Source organism: Streptosporangium amethystogenes subsp. fukuiense, from assembly GCF_042665875.1.
Classification (GTDB): Bacteria; Actinomycetota; Actinomycetes; order Streptosporangiales; family Streptosporangiaceae; genus Streptosporangium; species Streptosporangium fukuiense.
On sequence record NZ_JBHTEE010000001.1, the window covers coordinates 9,222,388 to 9,238,369 of the forward strand.

At 70.5% G+C, this 15,982-nt stretch carries 17 protein-coding genes; 10 read left to right on the forward strand and 7 right to left on the reverse strand.

Features of this window, described 5'->3' with window-relative positions; translation table 11 throughout:
- Positions 1 to 243 precede the first annotated feature (243 nt).
- From ACFQVD_RS40895 to ACFQVD_RS40915, 5 genes are all read left to right on the forward strand, one after another.
- Positions 244 to 1,020, forward strand: a complete 777-nt coding sequence (locus ACFQVD_RS40895) for an AMP-binding protein (RefSeq protein ID WP_343962991.1) — start codon at positions 244 to 246, stop codon at positions 1,018 to 1,020.
- Positions 1,021 to 1,275: 255 nt separating this feature from the next.
- The gene (locus ACFQVD_RS40900) at positions 1,276 to 2,568 is read left to right on the forward strand and encodes an ABC transporter substrate-binding protein (protein WP_343962990.1); all 1,293 of its coding nucleotides are present in this window, start codon (positions 1,276 to 1,278) and stop codon (positions 2,566 to 2,568) included.
- A gap of 63 nt (positions 2,569 to 2,631) precedes the next feature.
- The gene (locus ACFQVD_RS40905) at positions 2,632 to 3,519 is read left to right on the forward strand and encodes a carbohydrate ABC transporter permease (RefSeq protein ID WP_343962989.1); all 888 of its coding nucleotides are present in this window, start codon (positions 2,632 to 2,634) and stop codon (positions 3,517 to 3,519) included.
- 79 nt (positions 3,520 to 3,598) lie between these two features.
- Entirely contained in the window at positions 3,599 to 4,531 is a 933-nt protein-coding gene (locus tag ACFQVD_RS40910; RefSeq protein WP_343962988.1) for a carbohydrate ABC transporter permease, read from the forward strand.
- Between the two features lie 74 nt (positions 4,532 to 4,605).
- On the forward strand, positions 4,606 to 5,481 hold the full coding sequence (locus tag ACFQVD_RS40915; RefSeq protein ID WP_343962987.1) for an MOSC domain-containing protein: 876 nt from the start codon (positions 4,606 to 4,608) through the stop codon (positions 5,479 to 5,481).
- Here the strand turns inward: ACFQVD_RS40915 and ACFQVD_RS40920 are convergent.
- Entirely contained in the window at positions 5,450 to 6,187 is a 738-nt protein-coding gene (locus tag ACFQVD_RS40920; RefSeq protein ID WP_343962985.1) for a TetR/AcrR family transcriptional regulator, read from the reverse strand. The genes ACFQVD_RS40915 and ACFQVD_RS40920 overlap by 32 nt on opposite strands.
- Here ACFQVD_RS40920 and ACFQVD_RS40925 point away from each other — a divergent pair.
- Both ACFQVD_RS40925 and ACFQVD_RS40930 read left to right on the forward strand, forming a co-directional pair.
- Positions 6,186 to 6,839, forward strand: a complete 654-nt coding sequence (locus ACFQVD_RS40925) for a class I SAM-dependent methyltransferase (RefSeq protein ID WP_343962984.1) — start codon at positions 6,186 to 6,188, stop codon at positions 6,837 to 6,839. The genes ACFQVD_RS40920 and ACFQVD_RS40925 overlap by 2 nt on opposite strands.
- A 61-nt stretch (positions 6,840 to 6,900) precedes the next feature.
- The gene (locus ACFQVD_RS40930) at positions 6,901 to 7,659 is read left to right on the forward strand and encodes a hypothetical protein (protein WP_343962983.1); all 759 of its coding nucleotides are present in this window, start codon (positions 6,901 to 6,903) and stop codon (positions 7,657 to 7,659) included.
- Between the two features lie 101 nt (positions 7,660 to 7,760).
- On the opposite strand, the gene ACFQVD_RS40935 is transcribed toward ACFQVD_RS40930, so the two are convergent.
- Positions 7,761 to 8,756, reverse strand: coding sequence for an ArsR family transcriptional regulator (locus tag ACFQVD_RS40935; protein WP_343962982.1), 996 nt, complete (start codon positions 8,754 to 8,756; stop codon positions 7,761 to 7,763).
- A 67-nt stretch (positions 8,757 to 8,823) separates the two neighbouring features.
- Between ACFQVD_RS40935 and ACFQVD_RS40940 the strand changes: the two genes are divergently transcribed.
- Both ACFQVD_RS40940 and ACFQVD_RS40945 read left to right on the forward strand, forming a co-directional pair.
- Positions 8,824 to 10,098, forward strand: coding sequence for an MFS transporter (locus tag ACFQVD_RS40940; RefSeq protein ID WP_343962981.1), 1,275 nt, complete (start codon positions 8,824 to 8,826; stop codon positions 10,096 to 10,098).
- Positions 10,099 to 10,164: 66 nt separating this feature from the next.
- Positions 10,165 to 11,001, forward strand: coding sequence for a pentapeptide repeat-containing protein (locus tag ACFQVD_RS40945; RefSeq protein WP_343962980.1), 837 nt, complete (start codon positions 10,165 to 10,167; stop codon positions 10,999 to 11,001).
- On the opposite strand, the gene ACFQVD_RS40950 is transcribed toward ACFQVD_RS40945, so the two are convergent.
- The 3 genes from ACFQVD_RS40950 to ACFQVD_RS40960 form a co-directional block, all read right to left on the reverse strand.
- Positions 10,998 to 11,987 carry a LacI family DNA-binding transcriptional regulator gene (locus ACFQVD_RS40950; RefSeq protein ID WP_386273775.1) on the reverse strand — a complete coding sequence of 330 codons (990 nt, stop codon included), beginning with the start codon at positions 11,985 to 11,987 and terminating at the stop codon, positions 10,998 to 11,000. The genes ACFQVD_RS40945 and ACFQVD_RS40950 overlap by 4 nt on opposite strands.
- Positions 11,988 to 12,027: 40 nt before the next feature.
- Complete coding sequence (locus tag ACFQVD_RS40955) at positions 12,028 to 13,131, reverse strand: hypothetical protein (protein WP_343962979.1); 1,104 nt, start codon at positions 13,129 to 13,131, stop codon at positions 12,028 to 12,030.
- 224 nt (positions 13,132 to 13,355) lie between these two features.
- Positions 13,356 to 14,213, reverse strand: coding sequence for an SDR family oxidoreductase (locus tag ACFQVD_RS40960; RefSeq protein WP_343962978.1), 858 nt, complete (start codon positions 14,211 to 14,213; stop codon positions 13,356 to 13,358).
- A gap of 91 nt (positions 14,214 to 14,304) precedes the next feature.
- Between ACFQVD_RS40960 and ACFQVD_RS40965 the strand changes: the two genes are divergently transcribed.
- On the forward strand, positions 14,305 to 14,715 hold the full coding sequence (locus tag ACFQVD_RS40965) for a winged helix-turn-helix transcriptional regulator (protein ID WP_343962977.1): 411 nt from the start codon (positions 14,305 to 14,307) through the stop codon (positions 14,713 to 14,715).
- Positions 14,716 to 14,732: 17 nt separating this feature from the next.
- On the opposite strand, the gene ACFQVD_RS40970 is transcribed toward ACFQVD_RS40965, so the two are convergent.
- Both ACFQVD_RS40970 and pcaC read right to left on the reverse strand, forming a co-directional pair.
- On the reverse strand, positions 14,733 to 15,554 hold the full coding sequence (locus tag ACFQVD_RS40970) for an IclR family transcriptional regulator domain-containing protein (protein ID WP_343962976.1): 822 nt from the start codon (positions 15,552 to 15,554) through the stop codon (positions 14,733 to 14,735).
- Entirely contained in the window at positions 15,538 to 15,960 is a 423-nt protein-coding gene (gene pcaC, locus ACFQVD_RS40975) for a 4-carboxymuconolactone decarboxylase (protein ID WP_343962975.1), read from the reverse strand. Before pcaC ends, ACFQVD_RS40970 begins: the two co-directional genes overlap by 17 nt.
- Positions 15,961 to 15,982: the final 22 nt, after the last annotated feature.

Consider the following 15,982-nt stretch of genomic DNA (forward strand, 5'->3'; position numbering starts at 1 on the left):
GGGGCTTGCGGCGCGGCGATGCGCCTCGAAGCACCGCGTCGACCAGCCCCGGCCATGAGCGCGGCGGGGTGTGTCGGTGTTCGCGCGGGTCGGTGAATCGCGAACCGGCGGACCCGACCGGTGGGTCGGGTGCTGGAATCCCCGGTTTTCGAGACATGGGAGGACGTCAAGGGGCCGAATACACAGCCATCTACATACATCTGTCGATGCCCCTGTGGACAGGCCGACCCTACCCTCATCGGAATGAGACCCACCTCGCCGTCCACCAGCTGCACACTCACCGAGGCGGTGTTCGGCTACGCGCACGGACGAGGTGATCGGCCGGCACTGATCGACCTCGGCGCCGGCCTGGTGTACGGCTACCGCAGGCTGGCCGCGGAGGTGACCCGAGGAGCCTCGGGCCTGGTGCGGCGGGGGGCACGGCGGCGTCAGGTGGCCGGAATCCACGTGGACAGCGCGGTGGCCCAGACGTTGGCGGTGCACACGGTCATCGCGGCCGGAGGGGTGGCGGCGCCGATCACCTCGGGGTGTGCGGAGATGGCGGACCTGCTGGCCGAGTGGGAGGCACGGCTGCTCATCACCACTCCGCGCCTGGCGGACGCCTCGTTGCGGGCCGTGGAGGACTCGCGGGTCCGGCAGGTGATCGCGTTCGGTCAGGCCCGCGACACCGTCGACTTCGCCGACCTGTTGCTCCTGGAGCCCGTCCCGCTGCCCTTCCTCGACCCCGCGGTGCAGCCCGCCCTGCTGATCGAGGACGGAGGGGTGCTCACCCACCAGGACCTGATCACGAGGATGAGCCTGCTCGACAGGGGCACCGAGCTGGGGAAGTCCGATGTCCTCCTGGTGACCTGGCCACTGAGGTGCAGCCTGGCCCTGACCACCCTGATCGGGCTGGCGTTGATGCGCGGCTCCCTGGTCGTCGTGGCCCCGGGCCTGTCGTCCGAGGACCTGGCGGCGACCATCCATGACTTCGGCGTCACCGTCGTCGCGCTCTCCGACGGCGCGGTCCAGCGCGTCTGAGCCCCGCCCGCCGGTCCTTACAGCCATCCTTTTCCCGTCCCCATCGTCCGGTGCGCCGCGGTTCCGCACCGCCGTGCGGCCGACCGGTTCGCCGTCACCGGAGAGTGTCGTCCGGCGCTCATATCCCGGGATATTGAGCTGTTATCCGCGCGACCTTGACGGCGCTTGGGGTGGAGTGGCTTGATTGCCGTACTGACAACGTTGTCATATTTTCGGGGATTCTGTGCACCCCAAACCCCGAAGGGACGGAGAGCTGTGCGACGACAGTGGATGGCAGCCGTCGCGGTCACCGTGGCGGGCCTGCTCGCCCTGACCGCCTGTGGTGACGGCGGCGGTGACGGTGCCACGCAGAGCCCGCAGGCCGACGCGAAGAAGAAGGTCGAGGTCTTCTCCTGGTGGACGGGCCCCGGCGAGGCCGACGGCCTGAAGGCCATGAAGGAGATCTTCGAGAAGCAGAACGCCGGGCTTGAGTTCTTCGACGCGGCCGTGGCGGGCGGGTCCGGGGACAAGGCGCGAGCCCTGCTGACCACCAAGCTGCAGGCCCAGACCCCGCCGGACACCTTCCAGGGGCACGCGGGCGCCGAACTCCAGGGCTACATCAAGGCCGGGCAGCTCGAACCGCTCAACTTCCTCTACGACGAGCTCAAGCTGAAGGACGTCTTCCCCCAGCAGTTGATCGACCAGATCAGCGTCGAGGGCCAGGTCTACTCGGTGCCGGTCAACATCCACCGCTCCAACGTGATGTGGTTCAACCCGGCGGTGCTGAAGGAGGCGGGCGTCACCGAGGTGCCGAAGACGATCCCCGACTTCGTCGCCGCGCTGGAGAAGGTCAAGCAGAAGGGCAAGATCCCGCTTTCGATCGGCTCGGAGTGGACCATGGTCCACCTGCTGGAGAGCGTGCTGCTCGGCTCGCTCGGCACCGACGCCTACAACCGGCTCTGGACCGCGGGCTCCGACTGGTCGGGCCCGGCGATGACCAAGGCGCTCGACGACTTCAAGACGATCCTGTCCTACGCCGGTGACCCGGCCGACGACTGGCAGCCCGCGGCCAAGCAGGTGGCCGACGGCGAGGCCGCGTTCAACATCATGGGCGACTGGGCGTACGGCTACTTCCACAACCCGCCGGACGGTGGCCTGGGCAAGACCTCCAAGACCGACTTCGACTGGGCGCCCTCGCCGGGCACCGGCGGCACGTTCATGTGGCTCTCCGACAGCTTCACCCTGCCCAAGGGCGCGCCGAACCGCGACGGGGCGGTGGCCTGGCTGAAGGTGGCCGCGAGCAAGGAGGGCCAGGACGCCTTCAACCCGAAGAAGGGCTCCATCCCGGCACGCAAGGACGCCGACACCGCCCTCTACACCGACTACCTCGCGGACGCGCTGAAGGACTGGGGCGGCGACAAGCTCGCCGGCTCCATCCAGCACGGCGTGGTGGTGAACGACGCCTGGCGCGTCGCGATCAACGAGGCGGTCGGCCTGTTCCACGGAGACAAGGACGTGGCCGCGCTGCAGAAGGCGCTGGCCGAGGCCGCCAAGAACTCCGGTCAGTGATCTTCGGTTGATCTTCGGTACGGCCCGCTCCCGTGCGGGCCGTACCTCTCAGAAAGGGTGGCCGTGACACGGGTACGCAGATGGCTGCCGGGGCTGCTGCTGGTCACACCGTCGATCATCGCGATCGCGGTCTTCGTCTACGGCATGCTCGGCTGGAACTTCCAGTTGGCGATGACCGACAAGCACGACGAGGTGTCCGAGGGGAGTTTCGTCGGCCTGGAGAACTTCTTCACCCTCTGGGACCAGAAGCGCTGGGGCATCTCGGTCAACCACGCCGTCGTCTTCACCGTGGTCTTCGTGTTCGGGGCGCTGCTGCTCGGCTGGCTGCTGGCGTTCCTGATGGAGAAGGGGATCAGGGGCGAGGGGACCTTCCGGGCGGTCTACCTGTTCCCGATGGCGATCTCCTTCGTGGCGACCGGGGTGGTCTGGCGCTGGCTGATGAACTCCGGTCAGGGCGAGCGGGCGGTCGGGCTGAACCGGCTGTTCGACAGCCTCGGGCTGGAGTTCCTGCAGTGGCAGTGGTTCCGCGATCCCGACTGGGGGATGGCCGCCATGGCCATTCCGGCGATATGGCAAATGTCGGGATATGTAATGGCGTTGTTCCTGGCGGGGTTCCGGGGGGTCCCCGAAGACCTCCGGGAGGCGGCCCGGGTCGACGGGTGCGGCGAGTGGCAGGTCTACCGGCACATCGTGCTGCCGATGCTCCGCCCGGTCACCCTCTCCGCCCTGATCATCCTCGGCCACATCTCGCTCAAGGTCTTCGACCTGATCGTCGCGGTCTCCGGCAAGCAGATCATCACCGACGTGCCCGCCGTCTTCATGTGGGTCGCGGTCTTCGACTCCCACGATCCGGCCAAGGGCGCCACCATCGCGTCGTACATCGTGCTCGCGGTCAGCGTCTTCGTCATCCCCTACCTCGTCTGGACCCTCCGCAGGGAGCGGCGCTCATGACCTCTATCCCTACAGGGGGCGCGGATCCCAGGGACGCCGTCCCCTGCCCGCCCTGGACACTTCGCAGGGAGCGACGCGCATGACGACCACCGTGACCGGTTCCCCCGCCAGTCCCGTACGGGGTGGGAGCCCCGGTGCCGCCGGCGGGCGGGCCAGGCGGCGGGCGCGGCTGTCGCGCGGCGTACGGCTGACGCTGCTGGTCGCCTTCCTGCTCGTCTTCCTGATCCCGATCTACGTGCTGCTGGTCACCAGCTTCAAGCCGCTGACCGAGGCCGATCCCGGCCGGGCCTGGGCGCTGCCCGAGGTGTGGACGGCCGAGCCGTGGCGGGTGGCCTGGGAGAAGCTCGCACCCGGCATCTGGAACAGCGTGCTGCTGGCCGTGCCCGGCTCGCTGATCTCGGCGGTGCTCGGCTCGATGAACGGCTACGTGCTGTCGAAGTGGCGCTTCCCCGGCTCCGACGTGCTGTTCACGCTGTTCCTGTTCGGCATGTTCATCCCGTACCAGGGCGTCATGATCCCGCTGGTGCAACTGCTGGTGAAGCTCAACGAGGTCACCCTGGCGGTCACCGGGGTACCGGGTGTCTTCTACGGCTCGATCCCCGGGCTGCTGCTGGCGCATGTGGTCTACGGCATCCCGATCTGCACCCTGATCTTCCGCAACTACTACGTCACCATCCCCGACGAGCTGATCGAGGCGTCCAGGGTGGACGGCGCGGGGATGCTGCGGACCTACTGGTCGGTGGTGCTGCCCGTCTCGGGACCCGCCTTCGCGGTCGTGATCATCTGGCAGTTCACCTCGATGTGGAACGACTTCCTGTTCGCCGTCTTCCTGACCGGTCCGCAGAGCTGGCCCACCACGGTCATGCTCAACAACATCGCCGGAGCCCAGACCGTCCCCTACAGCCAGCAGATGGCCGCGGCCCTGCTCGCCTCCATCCCCACAATGATCATTTACGTCCTCCTCGGCCGCTTCTTCATGCGCGGCCTGATGGCCGGAGCATTGAAGGGCTGATATCTTGACGATTTTGTGTTAAATATCGCCTCTTTTGCTGGTGTGTGGGCTATTCGGTCTTTAGCGTGCAGGTCATGCTCTCTGTCCCACGGGCTGGTGCGTCGCCGGATGGCAGAGCGGCCGCCGTTGTCACCGAACTGGTCTGCTATCCCGTCAAGGGGTGCGCCGGCGTCTCGATGACCGAGACGCTGCTCACGGAGTCGGGTCTGGCACACGACCGCACCTTCATGGTGGTCGGCGACAACGGTGTGTTCCGCAGCCAGCGGCGCGATCCGCGGCTTGCCGCCATCAGTCCCGAGGTCAGCGCGGACGGGGATCGGCTCACGCTCCGGCTGCCGGGTTTCGACGCGCTGACCGTCCAGGTGGACCTGCTCTCCGCCAGGCGCGAGGTGGAGCTGTTCGGCACGCCGTACCAGGGGATCGACCAGGGCCGGGCCGCGGCCGAGTGGTTGTCGGAGGTGCTGGGCGCGCCGAGCAGGCTCGTGCGGGTGCCGCCGGAGCACCGCCGGGTGACCGACGGCTGGATACCCGGCACGTCCGGCTACGCGGACAGCAGCCCGGTGCATCTCGTCTCCGAGGCCACCCTCGCCCTGCTCAACCGGCGGCTCACCGAAGGGGGCGGCGTCCCGCTGCCGATGGCCCGGTTCCGCCCCAACGTCGTGATCGGCGGAGGGACGCGACCGCATTGGGAGGACGGGGCCCGGCGGATGCTCGTCGGCGACACCGAACTCGGTTACGCCAAGCTCGCCATCCGATGCGCGGTCACGATGGTCGACCAGGACAGCGGCACCAGAGCGGGCCCGGAGCCGCTGCGCACGCTGGCCACCTACCGCCGCGCACCCGAGGGCGGGGTCGCGTTCGGGGTGAAACTCTCCGTCGTACGCCCCGGCAAACTGGCTCTGGGCGACGAGGTGAACGTCACATCCTGGGGTGAGCCGGAGCTTCGGTAGTCGCGGCCGCGGCGAGCACCGCTTCCAGACCGGGCAGCACCACGGCGCGGAACGCCGCGTCCATCTCGGCGGGTGTGCCGGTCAGCTCGCCGTCGGCCCACCTGCGCAGCAGGGCCATGAACGCGCCGGTGACGCAGGTCACCATCATGTCGAGCGAGGCCGGCGGGGTGGCTTTCCCGGGAAGCGCGGCCAGCAGCTCGTCGCGGACGACGGCGGCCATGATCTGTTCTCCGCGCGTGCCCACGGCGATGCTCCCGCGCCGGCCGAGCAGCGCCTGAGCCAGCCGGCGCTGCTCCTGGAGATGTTCGAAAATCGGCAGGCTGAATGAGAACAGGGTCTCCGAGCGATATCCGGGAGTGAAACGCAGCAGCTCGGAGAGCTCGTCAAGGCTACTGAAGAGCACCTCCTGCTTGTCGGTGAAATGCGCGTAGAAGGTCGAGCGGCCGACATCGGCGCGGTTGATGATGTCGGTGACCGTCACCGCCTCGTAGCCCTTGCTCAGAATCAGTTCCACCAGTGCCTGCCGGATGAGCCTGCGGGTCCGTCGCACCCGCCGGTCCGGGCTCTCCCGCTCCTGGGCTCCGAACACTTTTCCCGCTCCCGTTCGGTTCAGCACGGCCTGGTGAATCTGATTGTTGACCACTTCACGTTGATGAACTGACCATTCATAACCAAACAACCTATGCGGAAAAAGGGGAAGCACCATGGGTATCGGAAAATCCCTGCACGACCATTCGAAGCACGGCGACGGGGGCGGTGTGATCAACTACCCGCGCGCCTACGAGGTCCTGGCCGAGATCGGCTTCGCCGGGCGCCGCCGCCGGGTCTTCTCCCACCTGGCCGCGCTGACGGGCATCCGGCCAGGGGAGCGGATCCTGGACGTCGGCTGCGGCACGGGCTACCTGACCCGGCTACTCGCCCCTATCGCGGGCCCCGCCGGGCAGGTGACCGGTATCGACCCGTCGGCATCGATGCTCGACCATGCCCGCGAGCGCGCACCTCACAACTGCTCCTACCGGGTGGGCGAGGGGCAGGCTCTCCCCTTTCCCGAGGCCTCGTTCGATGTCCTGGTGTCAACCGTCGCGATCCACCACATGCCCTCCTCCGCCCGGGGCACTGCCATCCAGGAGATGTTCCGGGTCCTGCGGCCTGGCGGTCGGTTGCTGATCGCCGAGTTCCACCCGCCGGCCAACCCCGTCGCCGCCCACCTCGTCGGCGTCCTGGTCGGGCCGGCCATGCGGCCCGGCATGCCGGAGCTGCTCGCCGAACTGGTGCCCGGCGCCGGTTTTCAGGTCAGGGCCACCGGCAGGGTGAAGCCGCTGCTGTACTACGTCGAAGCCGTTCGCCCGTCCTCTTGAAGACTCCGATGCGAGCCCCTGAACGGCTGAACCGAATGGATCCCGGCAACGTCTCACGATCATGAGACTGCCGGTCCTGCTGCTTCTTGGCGCGCTGACCGCCTGCGGCGCCCCCGCGACCATGGCCCGAACCCCGGATATCCCGGCAACGGCGTCCGCACCCTCCGCGCGGGAGGCGCCGGAGGTCCTCAAAGCCTCGGCGACTCCACCGCCGTCCCCGGCCTCGACGGACCCGACACCCGAATCCGCGTGTGCTCCGGCGCCCACCAGGAAGCTGAATGTCAGGCTGCTCCGGCAGACGGCCTTCGACTACGACCCGCTCAACTCCCCTGAGGAACTCGCGGAGAAGACCCCGCTGGTCGTCGCGGGCACCGTCGAGGACTTCCTGCCGGGACAGATCGTCGAGGAGGGGATCCCCGGTGACCGCACGCACTACGTGCTGATGCCGGTGCGGGTGACCGAGCGGTTCAAGGGGCCGGCCGCCCGTCTGGTCCACGTGAAGTTCTTCCAGGGCGGTATATGGAGGAACCAGACCCCGGTCAACTCGGTGGCCGACTTCCGGCGGGCGGTGCCCCGGGGTAGCCGGGTCATGCTGTTCGTCTATCCGGACGTCCGCGAGGGAACCGTCATCAAGGACCGCGCCGCGCTCCCGGCCGGAACGCCGATCTACTCGGCCCACCCGCAGGGCGTGCTCCTCGGCCGGGGCCTGACGGTCATCGGCGGCATGGAGGAGATCAACCCGGCCTCCCGCTGGGCCGACCCCTGCGGCCTGGACGGCATCGCCACCCGCCTACGCGCCGCAGGCCACCAAGGACATTGACCAGCACAGGCGGCATCCCTCACCCGACCTCCATGAACGATTCCCGAACGCCCGTCAGCCGTCCCGACCTTCCCGACTGATCGGGATGTCGCTGAACGGCCTCACCGAGAGGCGTCGAGGGCCGGTGAGCGGTTGACCAGGGAGTCGCCCAGGGGGGTGCGGTGGTAGAGGATGGTGCGGCCGATGCGGTTGCCGGTGATGAGGCCCGCCTTGCGCAGGGCGGAGATGTGGCCGCCCACGGTGCCGAGGCCGAGGCCCAGCTGGGTGACGAGCTGGGTGGTGGTGGCCGGGGTCGCGAGCTCCAGCAGCAGGCGGGTCCTGGTCCTGCCGATCAGGTGGGCCAGGCCGTCCGCCCTCTCGGGCGGGATGCCGGTGCCCCGAGCCGGATAGCTGATCGCGTACGGCCAGTCGTCCTCCAGGTAGGAGCCCATCTTGATGGGGAAAACGGTCGGCACGAAGAGCAGCCCGCGCCCGTTGAGCCGGTGGGTCTCGTCCGCGTCCCCGGCCAGCACCTCGATGACACCGTCGGGATCCCACCGGATCCGCGGGGTGAGGTCGTCGAGCGCCGCCGCCCAGCCGTAGGTCGCCAGGCGGCCCGCCCGCTGGATCACGTCCCGCTCCAGGATCGCGTGGAAGCGCGGCCACGCCGGGGAGACGATCTCACCCCACGTCGCCTGGAGCGCCTCGGCGAAGAGCCGTACGACATCGGAGGAGAACAGCACCTCCCTGACGGGCGCGGGGGGACGCGGCATCCCCTCCAGGTTCCTCGCGATCTCGTCGTGCGCCTGCGCCGCCGGAGTGGCCCGTACCACCGCGAGCTCCGCCTCGAACGGGGTGTCCACTCCGGTCGGCGGCGGTGCGGGGAAGTCGGCGTTGTAGTGTCGCTCGCGGAAGAGCGCCACCAAAGGGGCCAGTCCCGGCTGCGTGAGCAACAGTCTCTCGTACGGCTCCCGCATCCGGTCCGCCCACGACCGCCACTGTCCGGAGCCCCTGGCCCCGGACAGGACCCAGAGGGCGTGCTTGGTCACGATGAGCGGGGAGATGGCGAACCTGCTGGCCATGATGTCGTGCGGGGTGACCTCGATGCGATAGACCACTGAGCGACCTTTCGGATATACCCGAAAGATTAGCCAGCCGTCCGAACGCTCGCCCAGCATCGTCCCCATGACCACACAAGAACGCGGCGCGACCTACACGGAGGTCTTCGCGAGCGGTGAGTTCCGTGTCCTGTTCGGAAGTTTCACCCTTCTGGTGGCCGGTGACCAGGTCAAGATGCTGGCCCTGTCGGCGCTGGTCTACGCGCGGACCGGCTCGCCCGGGCTGTCGGCGGCGGCGTACATGCTGGGGTTCCTGCCCTACGCCGTCGGCGCCACCTTCCTGCTCTCGCTGGCCGACCGGATCCGGCCGCGCGCGCTGATGATCGCGGGGGAACTGGTGCGGGTGGTGACCTGCCTGCTGATCGCCTTCGCCGGGCTGTCCGTCTGGGCGATGCTCGCCCTGGTCCTGGTCACCGGCCTGTTCTCACCGGTCTTCGGGGCCGCGCGGATAGCCCTGCTGCCCGACCTGCTGCCGGGTGACGCGTTCGTGCTGGGCAGGTCCGTGCTGACCGTGACGGCGGCGGGCGCGCAGATCGGCGGGCTGGCCGTGGGCGGCGGCATCCTCGCCGCGACCGGACCCTCGGGGGCGCTGGCCGCCACCGCCGCGCTGTCCGCGCTGGCCGCCGTGGTGCTCCGCTTCGGCCTGCCCGACTTTCCGGCCAGGGGCGCGGAGGCCGGCCCGCCCGGTGAGCGTACGGAGGACGGAGGTCTCCCGGCGGGTGAGGCGGAAGGCGGGGAGGTGCGCACCGAGCAGGCCAGAGGCAGAGGTGCCGTCTGGGAGACCCTGCGGGTCAACCGGGTGCTGCTGGCGGACGCGCGGATACGCGGCCTGCTTCTCGCGCAGTGGCTGCCGGTGACGTTCGTGGCGGGCGGCGAGGCGATGCTGGTCCCCTATCTGGGCAGCACCGCCGGGTACGCGCTCGCCGCGGCCTCCGTGGGCCTGGCGGCGGGGAGCTTCGTCGTCGGCCGGCTGGTCTCGCCCTCCGGCCGGGAACGGCTGGCGTTTCCCATGGCGGTGGCCTCGGGCCTGCCGCTACTGGTGTTCGCCTTCCAACCGGGGCTCGGGGGAGCCGCGCTGCTCGTGCTGCTCGCCACGGTGGCGTCGACCTCCTACGAACTCGGGTTGCAGCGGTGGTTCGTGGAGGCGGTGCCCGAGCCGGTCAGGGGGCAGGCGTTCGGCCTGGCCTCGGCGGGAATGATGTCCGGACAGGCGCTCGGCGGGGTTCTGGTGGGCGTGGCCGCCGAACTGACCTCCCCGCACATGGCGATCGTCCTGGCGGGGGCCGCGACCGTCTGCTGCTCACTCGCCCTGCACCGCTCCCTGCGGCCGGAGCCCTCCTGACCGGGCCTCCTTGTACGGTCGGAGAGAATGGAGAACATCTCACCGAGCGCTAGGAGATCACCTACGTTGTCCCAGAAGCACGAAGTCCCTCTGGCGGGCGGAGACCGCCCCGGCCTGCGGGCCGACTGTGCGAACTGCTTCGGGCTGTGCTGTGTCGCGCTGCCCTTCGCCGCCTCGGCCGACTTCGCGGTCGACAAGGCCGCGGGGAAGCCGTGTGTGAACCTGCGGGCGGACTTCCGCTGCGGCATCCACGCGAACCTCCGCGAGCGGGGCTTTCCCGGCTGCACGGTCTTCGACTGCTTCGGCGCGGGGCAGCAGGTCTCCCAGGTCACCTTCGGCGGGCAGGACTGGCGGCGGGCTCCGGGCACCGCCGGGCGGATGTTCGAGGTGTTTCCCGTCATGCGGCAGCTCCACGAGCTGCTCTGGTACCTGACCGAGGCACTGGCGTTGCCGCAGGCCCGCCCCATCCACGATGATCTCCGCCGCGCACTGGACGACACCGAGCGCCTCACCCGTGGCAGTGCCGAGGCGCTGGTGGAAACGGACGTGGCGACGGTCCGTCAGGGTGTCAACGCCCTGCTGCTCCGCGCCAGCGAGCTGGTACGGGCCGAGGTGCCCGGCCGCAAGAAGAACCACCGGGGAGCAGATCTGATCGGGGCCAGGCTCAAGGGCGCCAATCTGCGCGGGGCCAACCTGCGCGGGGCCTACCTCATCGCGGCCGACCTGCGGAACGCCGACCTGCGTACGGCCGACCTCATCGGGGTGGACCTCCGTGACGCCGACCTGCGCGGCGCCGACCTCACCGGGAGCATCTTCCTCACCCAGGCCCAGGTCAACGCGGCCAGGGGAGACACCGCGACCACGCTGCCCGCCGGGCTCACCCGCCCCGCGCACTGGTCCTAGGCGGGAAGCTCCCCCGAGCCCCGGGGGATGAGCCGGGTCGGCAGCTCGACCCGCTCGGGAGTGCCGTGGTCGCCCGACAGACGGCGGAACAGCAGCTCGGCGGCGGTCCTGCCGAGCCGCACCGGGTCCTGGGCCACCACGGTGACGCCGGGGACCAGCAGGTCGGCCAGCTCGAAGTCGTCGAAGCCCACCAGGGCCGGACGGTGCCCGGTACGCAGCACGGCCACGGTGATCCGGCCGTTGCCGGTGAACACCGCGGTGGGCGGGGCGTCATCGGAGAGCATCCGGTCCAGCGCGGGACCCGCCTGCTCGGCCGGGCCGGTCGCGACCAGTGACGGGTCGAAGGGCAGGCCCGCCTCCTCAAGGGCGCGGCGGTAGCCGTGCAGGCGCTCGCCGGCGGTGAAGATGGACGCGCTGTCGCCGATGAAGGCGATGCGGCGGTGACCGTGCCGGATCAGGTGGCTCACCCCCGCGCGCGCGCCGCCCGCGTTGTCGCACAGCACGGTGTCGGCGTCCAGCCCGCCCGGCCGGTCGGCGAAGACGGCGGCGATGCCCGCGTCGAGTTCGGGCCGCAGGTAGTCGTGGTCGGTCCCGGCGGGCACGATGACCAGGCCGTCGACCCGGCGCGAGCAGAAGGCGAGGATCAGTTCCCGCTCGCGCCGGGCGTCCTCCCCCGAGGAGCCGCTGAGTACCAGCGAGCCGTGCCGGAGCGCCACGTCCTCGACCGCGCGGCTGAGCCCCGAGTAGAAAGGGTCGGCCACGTCCTCGATCACCAGGCCGATGGTCGCGGTCCTGCCCCGGCGCAGCACGCGGGCGCTCTCGTTGCGCCGGTAGCCGAGCCGCTCGATGGCGGCCGTGACCCGTCCGGCCGTGGCGGGATTGACGCCCGGCTCCTCGTTGACGACCCGGGAGACGGTCTTCAGCGCCACCCCGGCCGCCTCCGCGACGTCCTTCATGGTGGGACGGCCTCGCACACTCTCTGTCACGACTCGATCATCGCCTATGCGCGGCGTACTGACAACGTTGTCAACCGGTCGCGTGGACGATGGTTTCGGTCCCGTCGTCCCAGCGCCAGGGCGCGTGACGCCCGTGCAGGTGCACCCCGCCGATCCACCGGTCGACGCCGTTGAGCGTCACGTGGTCCGCCACACCGGCGAGCACCCGTGCTCCGGTGTCGGTCAGGCGCAGGCCGGTCCCGCGACCGACCGGACGGTCCGCCCGCTCGGCGTCGAGCAGCGGGACGGACGCGCGCGCCATCCGGTCCATCATCGCGAAGCACCAGGTGTCTCCGAGGTACGGACGCGTCTCCCGCGCCCCGGCACGAACGAACGCCGTCTCGGCGTCGGGCGCGCCATCGGCGACCGCGGCCAGGATCCGCCGCTCGGTGAGAGACAGTCCGTCGCGGGTGGCCGGGTACTCCCGGCTGAGCCGGTCGAACGCCTCGCCCAGAAACCGGAGCTCGCCGGAGCGGGCATCGGCGACGGCGCGCAGACCGTCCGGAGTCGGCGCGCGGAAGGCGGCCCAGGCGTGGGCGGCGAGCTCCAGCGCGGCGGGGGTCAACCGGATGCACGCGTTCGTGGCGGGCAGTTCGCGCAACTGCGCGGCCGTCAGCTGGCCGAGACCACCGAAACGGGCGATACCCGCGTGCTCGCCGATACAGATCAACGTGACGCGCTGCGCCGGCACCCCAAGGTCGGCGAGGCCGGCGAGGATCTGGATGATCTGAAGCTGGTCGTACAGGTCCGCCTCGAACCACAGCACGTACTCACCGTCGCGACCGGCGGCCAGGAGGCGGTCCCGCTCGGCGAACATGCCGGCGGCCTCGGCCCTGTCGTCGCAGTTCGCCTGAAGGAGGAAGGCGGCTCTGATCCGGCGAAGCTCCTGCGGCCCCACCGCGGGCACCGGCCCTTCGTGCAGCACGTCGCGCCAGTACAGCACGCGCTCGGCGAGCCCGGTCCCGGGCAGATCCGTGGCATCGCCGTTGGTCACGTGCAACGCCGCCCTCATCCAGGCGGGGGGCGGAGCATCCGGCCGTTCCGCGAGGATCTGGCTGCGGGCGGTCGCGTACGACTCGCGGGTCTTGGCCATGCGGGCGCGCACCCGCCGTTTGAAGTCGGACTGCCTGGTCATCGTCATCTCCCGCGGCCCGTCCGCGGGTCCCCCAGCGACCGGTACGGCGGGCGCACGATCGACGACACAACGACCCGGCCGAGAGGTGGACCTCCCTTTGCCTCCTGGGGTGACCCGGCTGGGGCGGGTCGCCGGAGGTTGGGCGCGGACGGACGCCGGCAATCACAGTACCCGGGATCGGGGAGGAGGAGTGATTCGGAACGGGATCCGATCCCGCGCCCGGATCAGGACATGGCGGCCCGTACCGCGTCGGCCGGCGGTGTGCCGGGCCGGCCGATCAGGCGGCTGAGGTCGTCGCCGGAGGTGTCGAGGTCGCCGCGCGCGATGGCCCCGTCCAGGCCGGCGACGAAGTGGGCGGTGCCCTCGTCGAGGCCGGCGGACCGGAGGAGGCCCGCCAACTCGGGGACCGTGACGTCGCGGTACACGACCTTCGTCCCGGTCACCTCGGTGATCGTCGCGGCGAGTTCCGCCAGCGTGAACGGCGTGCCGCCCAGCTCGTAGACGGCGTTGTGGTGGCCCTCGCCGGTCAGTGCGGCGGCGGCGGCCGCGGCGTAGTCGGCCCGGGTGGCGGCGGCGATCCGCCCGTCGCCGGCGGCCCCGAGGATCTCGCCGCGCTCAAGGTACCGGCCGAGTTGACCGGTGTAGTTCTCGGTGTACCAGCCGTTGCGCAGCAGGGTGAACGGGACGCCGGACTCGCGCAGCACGATCTCGGTGGCCCTGTGCTCGGCGGCGAGGGAGAGTTCGGTGGTGTCGGCGCGCAGGACGCTGGTGTAGGCGATGCGCGCGACCCCGGCGGCCTTGGCGGCCTCGATCACGGCCGTGTGCTGGGGCACCCGCCGGCCGACCTCGCTGCCCGAGATGAGCAGCAGGTTGGTGACGCCCCGCAGCGCGGCGGGCAGCGTCTCGGGCCGGGAGTAGTCGCCCTCGCGTACCACGACGCCCCTGGCGGCGAGGTCGGCGGCCTTGGCGGGGGTGCGGGCGACGGCGACGACGTCGGAGGCGGGGACGCCTCCGGCGAGCAGCGCGTCGATGACGAGACGGCCGAGGGGGCCGGTGGCACCGGTGACGGCGTGGACGGTCATGATCTCTCCTGGAGGTCACCTGTGGTTACCAAGCGATAGTACTAACTTTTACACAGTACTAGTTGTTTTACGACATATGTACCCTTGGGGTATGCCGAACGCGTGTGCCCCCGACCCCGACGCCGGTGAGCCCACCGACGAACTCATCAGCGACGTGTTCGCCCGCGGCTGCACCTCCCGGGCGGCCCTGGAGGACGTGGCCGGCAAGTGGGGAATCCTCGCGCTGCTCGCCCTCGGGGAGTCCGGTTACCGGTTCAACGCCCTGCGGCGACGGGTGGCGGGCGTGAGCGAGAAGATGCTGGCGCAGACCCTGCAGACCCTTGAGCGAGACGGCATGGTCACCCGCGAGGTCCTGACGGTGATACCCGCCCGGGTGGAGTACTCCCTGACCCCGCTCGGCGCCCGCGTCGCCGAGCGCCTGCGCGATCTCGCGGATCTACTCGAAGGCTCGGTGGACGAGATCGGCGCGGCGCGCGAGGCGTACGACAGCCGCCAGGCGTGACCGCGGGCGGGAACGGCTCAGGAGGACTCGCGCCAGGAGGCCCGGGTGGCGCCTCCCGCCGTCCCGGCCGCGTGCAGGTCGGCCTCGACGCGGGCCGCCGCCGCGAGCAGCGGCGGCAGCAGGTCACGGCGGGCGGACTCGGGGGTGGTACGGCTCGCGTGGGAGGAGATGTTCATCGCGGCGGCCACCCGGCCGGAGCGGTCGCGGACCGGCACGGCGATCGAGCGCAGCCCCTCTTCCAGTTCCTGGTCGACCATCGCCCAGCCCTGGGCGCGAATCCGCTCCAGCTCGGCTCGGAGCGCGCCCGCGGTCGTAACGGTCCTCTGGGTGAACCTGGGCAGTTCGGCGCGCTCCAGGTAGGCGTCCAGCTCGTCCGGGGGCAGCCAGGCGAGCAGCACCCGGCCCATCGAGGTGCAGTGGGCCGGGAAGCGGGTGCCGATGTTGATGGTCACCCGCATGATCCGGGTGGTGGCCACCCGGGCCACGTAGACGACGTCCTCGCCGTCGAGCACGGCCACCGACGCCGACTCGTGCACCTCGGCGACCAGCCGTTCGAGGTGTGGCTCGGCCATCTCGGGCAGGGAGAGGCCGGACAGGTAGGCGTACCCGAGGTCCAGGACGCGGGGGGAGAGCGCGAACAGCCGCCCGTCGGTCCTGACGTAGCCGAGGTCGACGAGCGTCAGCAGGAACCGCCGGGCCGCCGCCCTGGTCAGGCCGGTCGCGCGGGCGACCTCGCTGAGCGTCAGCTCGGGACTCGTCGCGCTGAACGCCTTGATCACCGAGAGCCCGCGCGCCAGCGACTGCACGTGGTCGGAGCCGCGGTCAACCGGTTCGATCATCGCCGTCCTCCTCGTTCCGATCGAGCTCTAGTGCCGCCCGCGCCACCGCGAACGCCCGGTTCGCGGCGGGTACGCCCGCGTAGATCGCGGTCTGCAGCAGCACCTCCTTGATCTCCTCCTCGGTGAGACCGACGCGGAGTGCGGCCCGCACGTGCATGGCCAGCTCGTGCTCCTGCCCGAGCGTGGCCAGCATGGCGAGGGTGATGCAGCTGCGGGTGCGCCGGTCCAGGCCGGGGCGGTTCCAGATCTCGCCCCAGGCGTACCTGGTGATGAACTCCTGGAAGTCGGCGGTGAACGGGGTGGCGCTCGCGGTGGCGCGGTCCACGTGCTCGTCACCGAGTACGGCCCGGCGTGTCGCGTCCCCGGCCTCCCAGCCGCTCATCTCCCTGCTCTCTCCCGCGCTCATGTCCCTGGTTCCTCCCATGCTC

Excerpts from the sequence above, each read along its gene's own strand:
- ACFQVD_RS40895 (WP_343962991.1), top strand. The coding sequence starts at position 244 with ATGAGACCCACCTCGCCGTCCACCAGCTGCACACTCACCGAGGCGGTG.
- ACFQVD_RS40910 (WP_343962988.1), top strand. The coding sequence starts at position 3,599 with ATGACGACCACCGTGACCGGTTCCCCCGCCAGTCCCGTACGGGGTGGG.
- ACFQVD_RS40915 (WP_343962987.1), top strand. The coding sequence starts at position 4,606 with ATGCTCTCTGTCCCACGGGCTGGTGCGTCGCCGGATGGCAGAGCGGCC.
- ACFQVD_RS40925 (WP_343962984.1), top strand. The coding sequence starts at position 6,186 with ATGGGTATCGGAAAATCCCTGCACGACCATTCGAAGCACGGCGACGGG.
- ACFQVD_RS40920 (WP_343962985.1), bottom strand. The coding sequence starts at position 6,187 with ATGGTGCTTCCCCTTTTTCCGCATAGGTTGTTTGGTTATGAATGGTCA.
- ACFQVD_RS40930 (WP_343962983.1), top strand. The coding sequence starts at position 6,901 with ATGAGACTGCCGGTCCTGCTGCTTCTTGGCGCGCTGACCGCCTGCGGC.
- ACFQVD_RS40940 (WP_343962981.1), top strand. The coding sequence starts at position 8,824 with ATGACCACACAAGAACGCGGCGCGACCTACACGGAGGTCTTCGCGAGC.
- ACFQVD_RS40955 (WP_343962979.1), bottom strand. The coding sequence starts at position 13,131 with ATGACCAGGCAGTCCGACTTCAAACGGCGGGTGCGCGCCCGCATGGCC.
- ACFQVD_RS40960 (WP_343962978.1), bottom strand. The coding sequence starts at position 14,213 with ATGACCGTCCACGCCGTCACCGGTGCCACCGGCCCCCTCGGCCGTCTC.
- ACFQVD_RS40965 (WP_343962977.1), top strand. The coding sequence starts at position 14,305 with ATGCCGAACGCGTGTGCCCCCGACCCCGACGCCGGTGAGCCCACCGAC.
- ACFQVD_RS40970 (WP_343962976.1), bottom strand. The coding sequence starts at position 15,554 with ATGATCGAACCGGTTGACCGCGGCTCCGACCACGTGCAGTCGCTGGCG.
- pcaC (WP_343962975.1), bottom strand. The coding sequence starts at position 15,960 with ATGAGCGCGGGAGAGAGCAGGGAGATGAGCGGCTGGGAGGCCGGGGAC.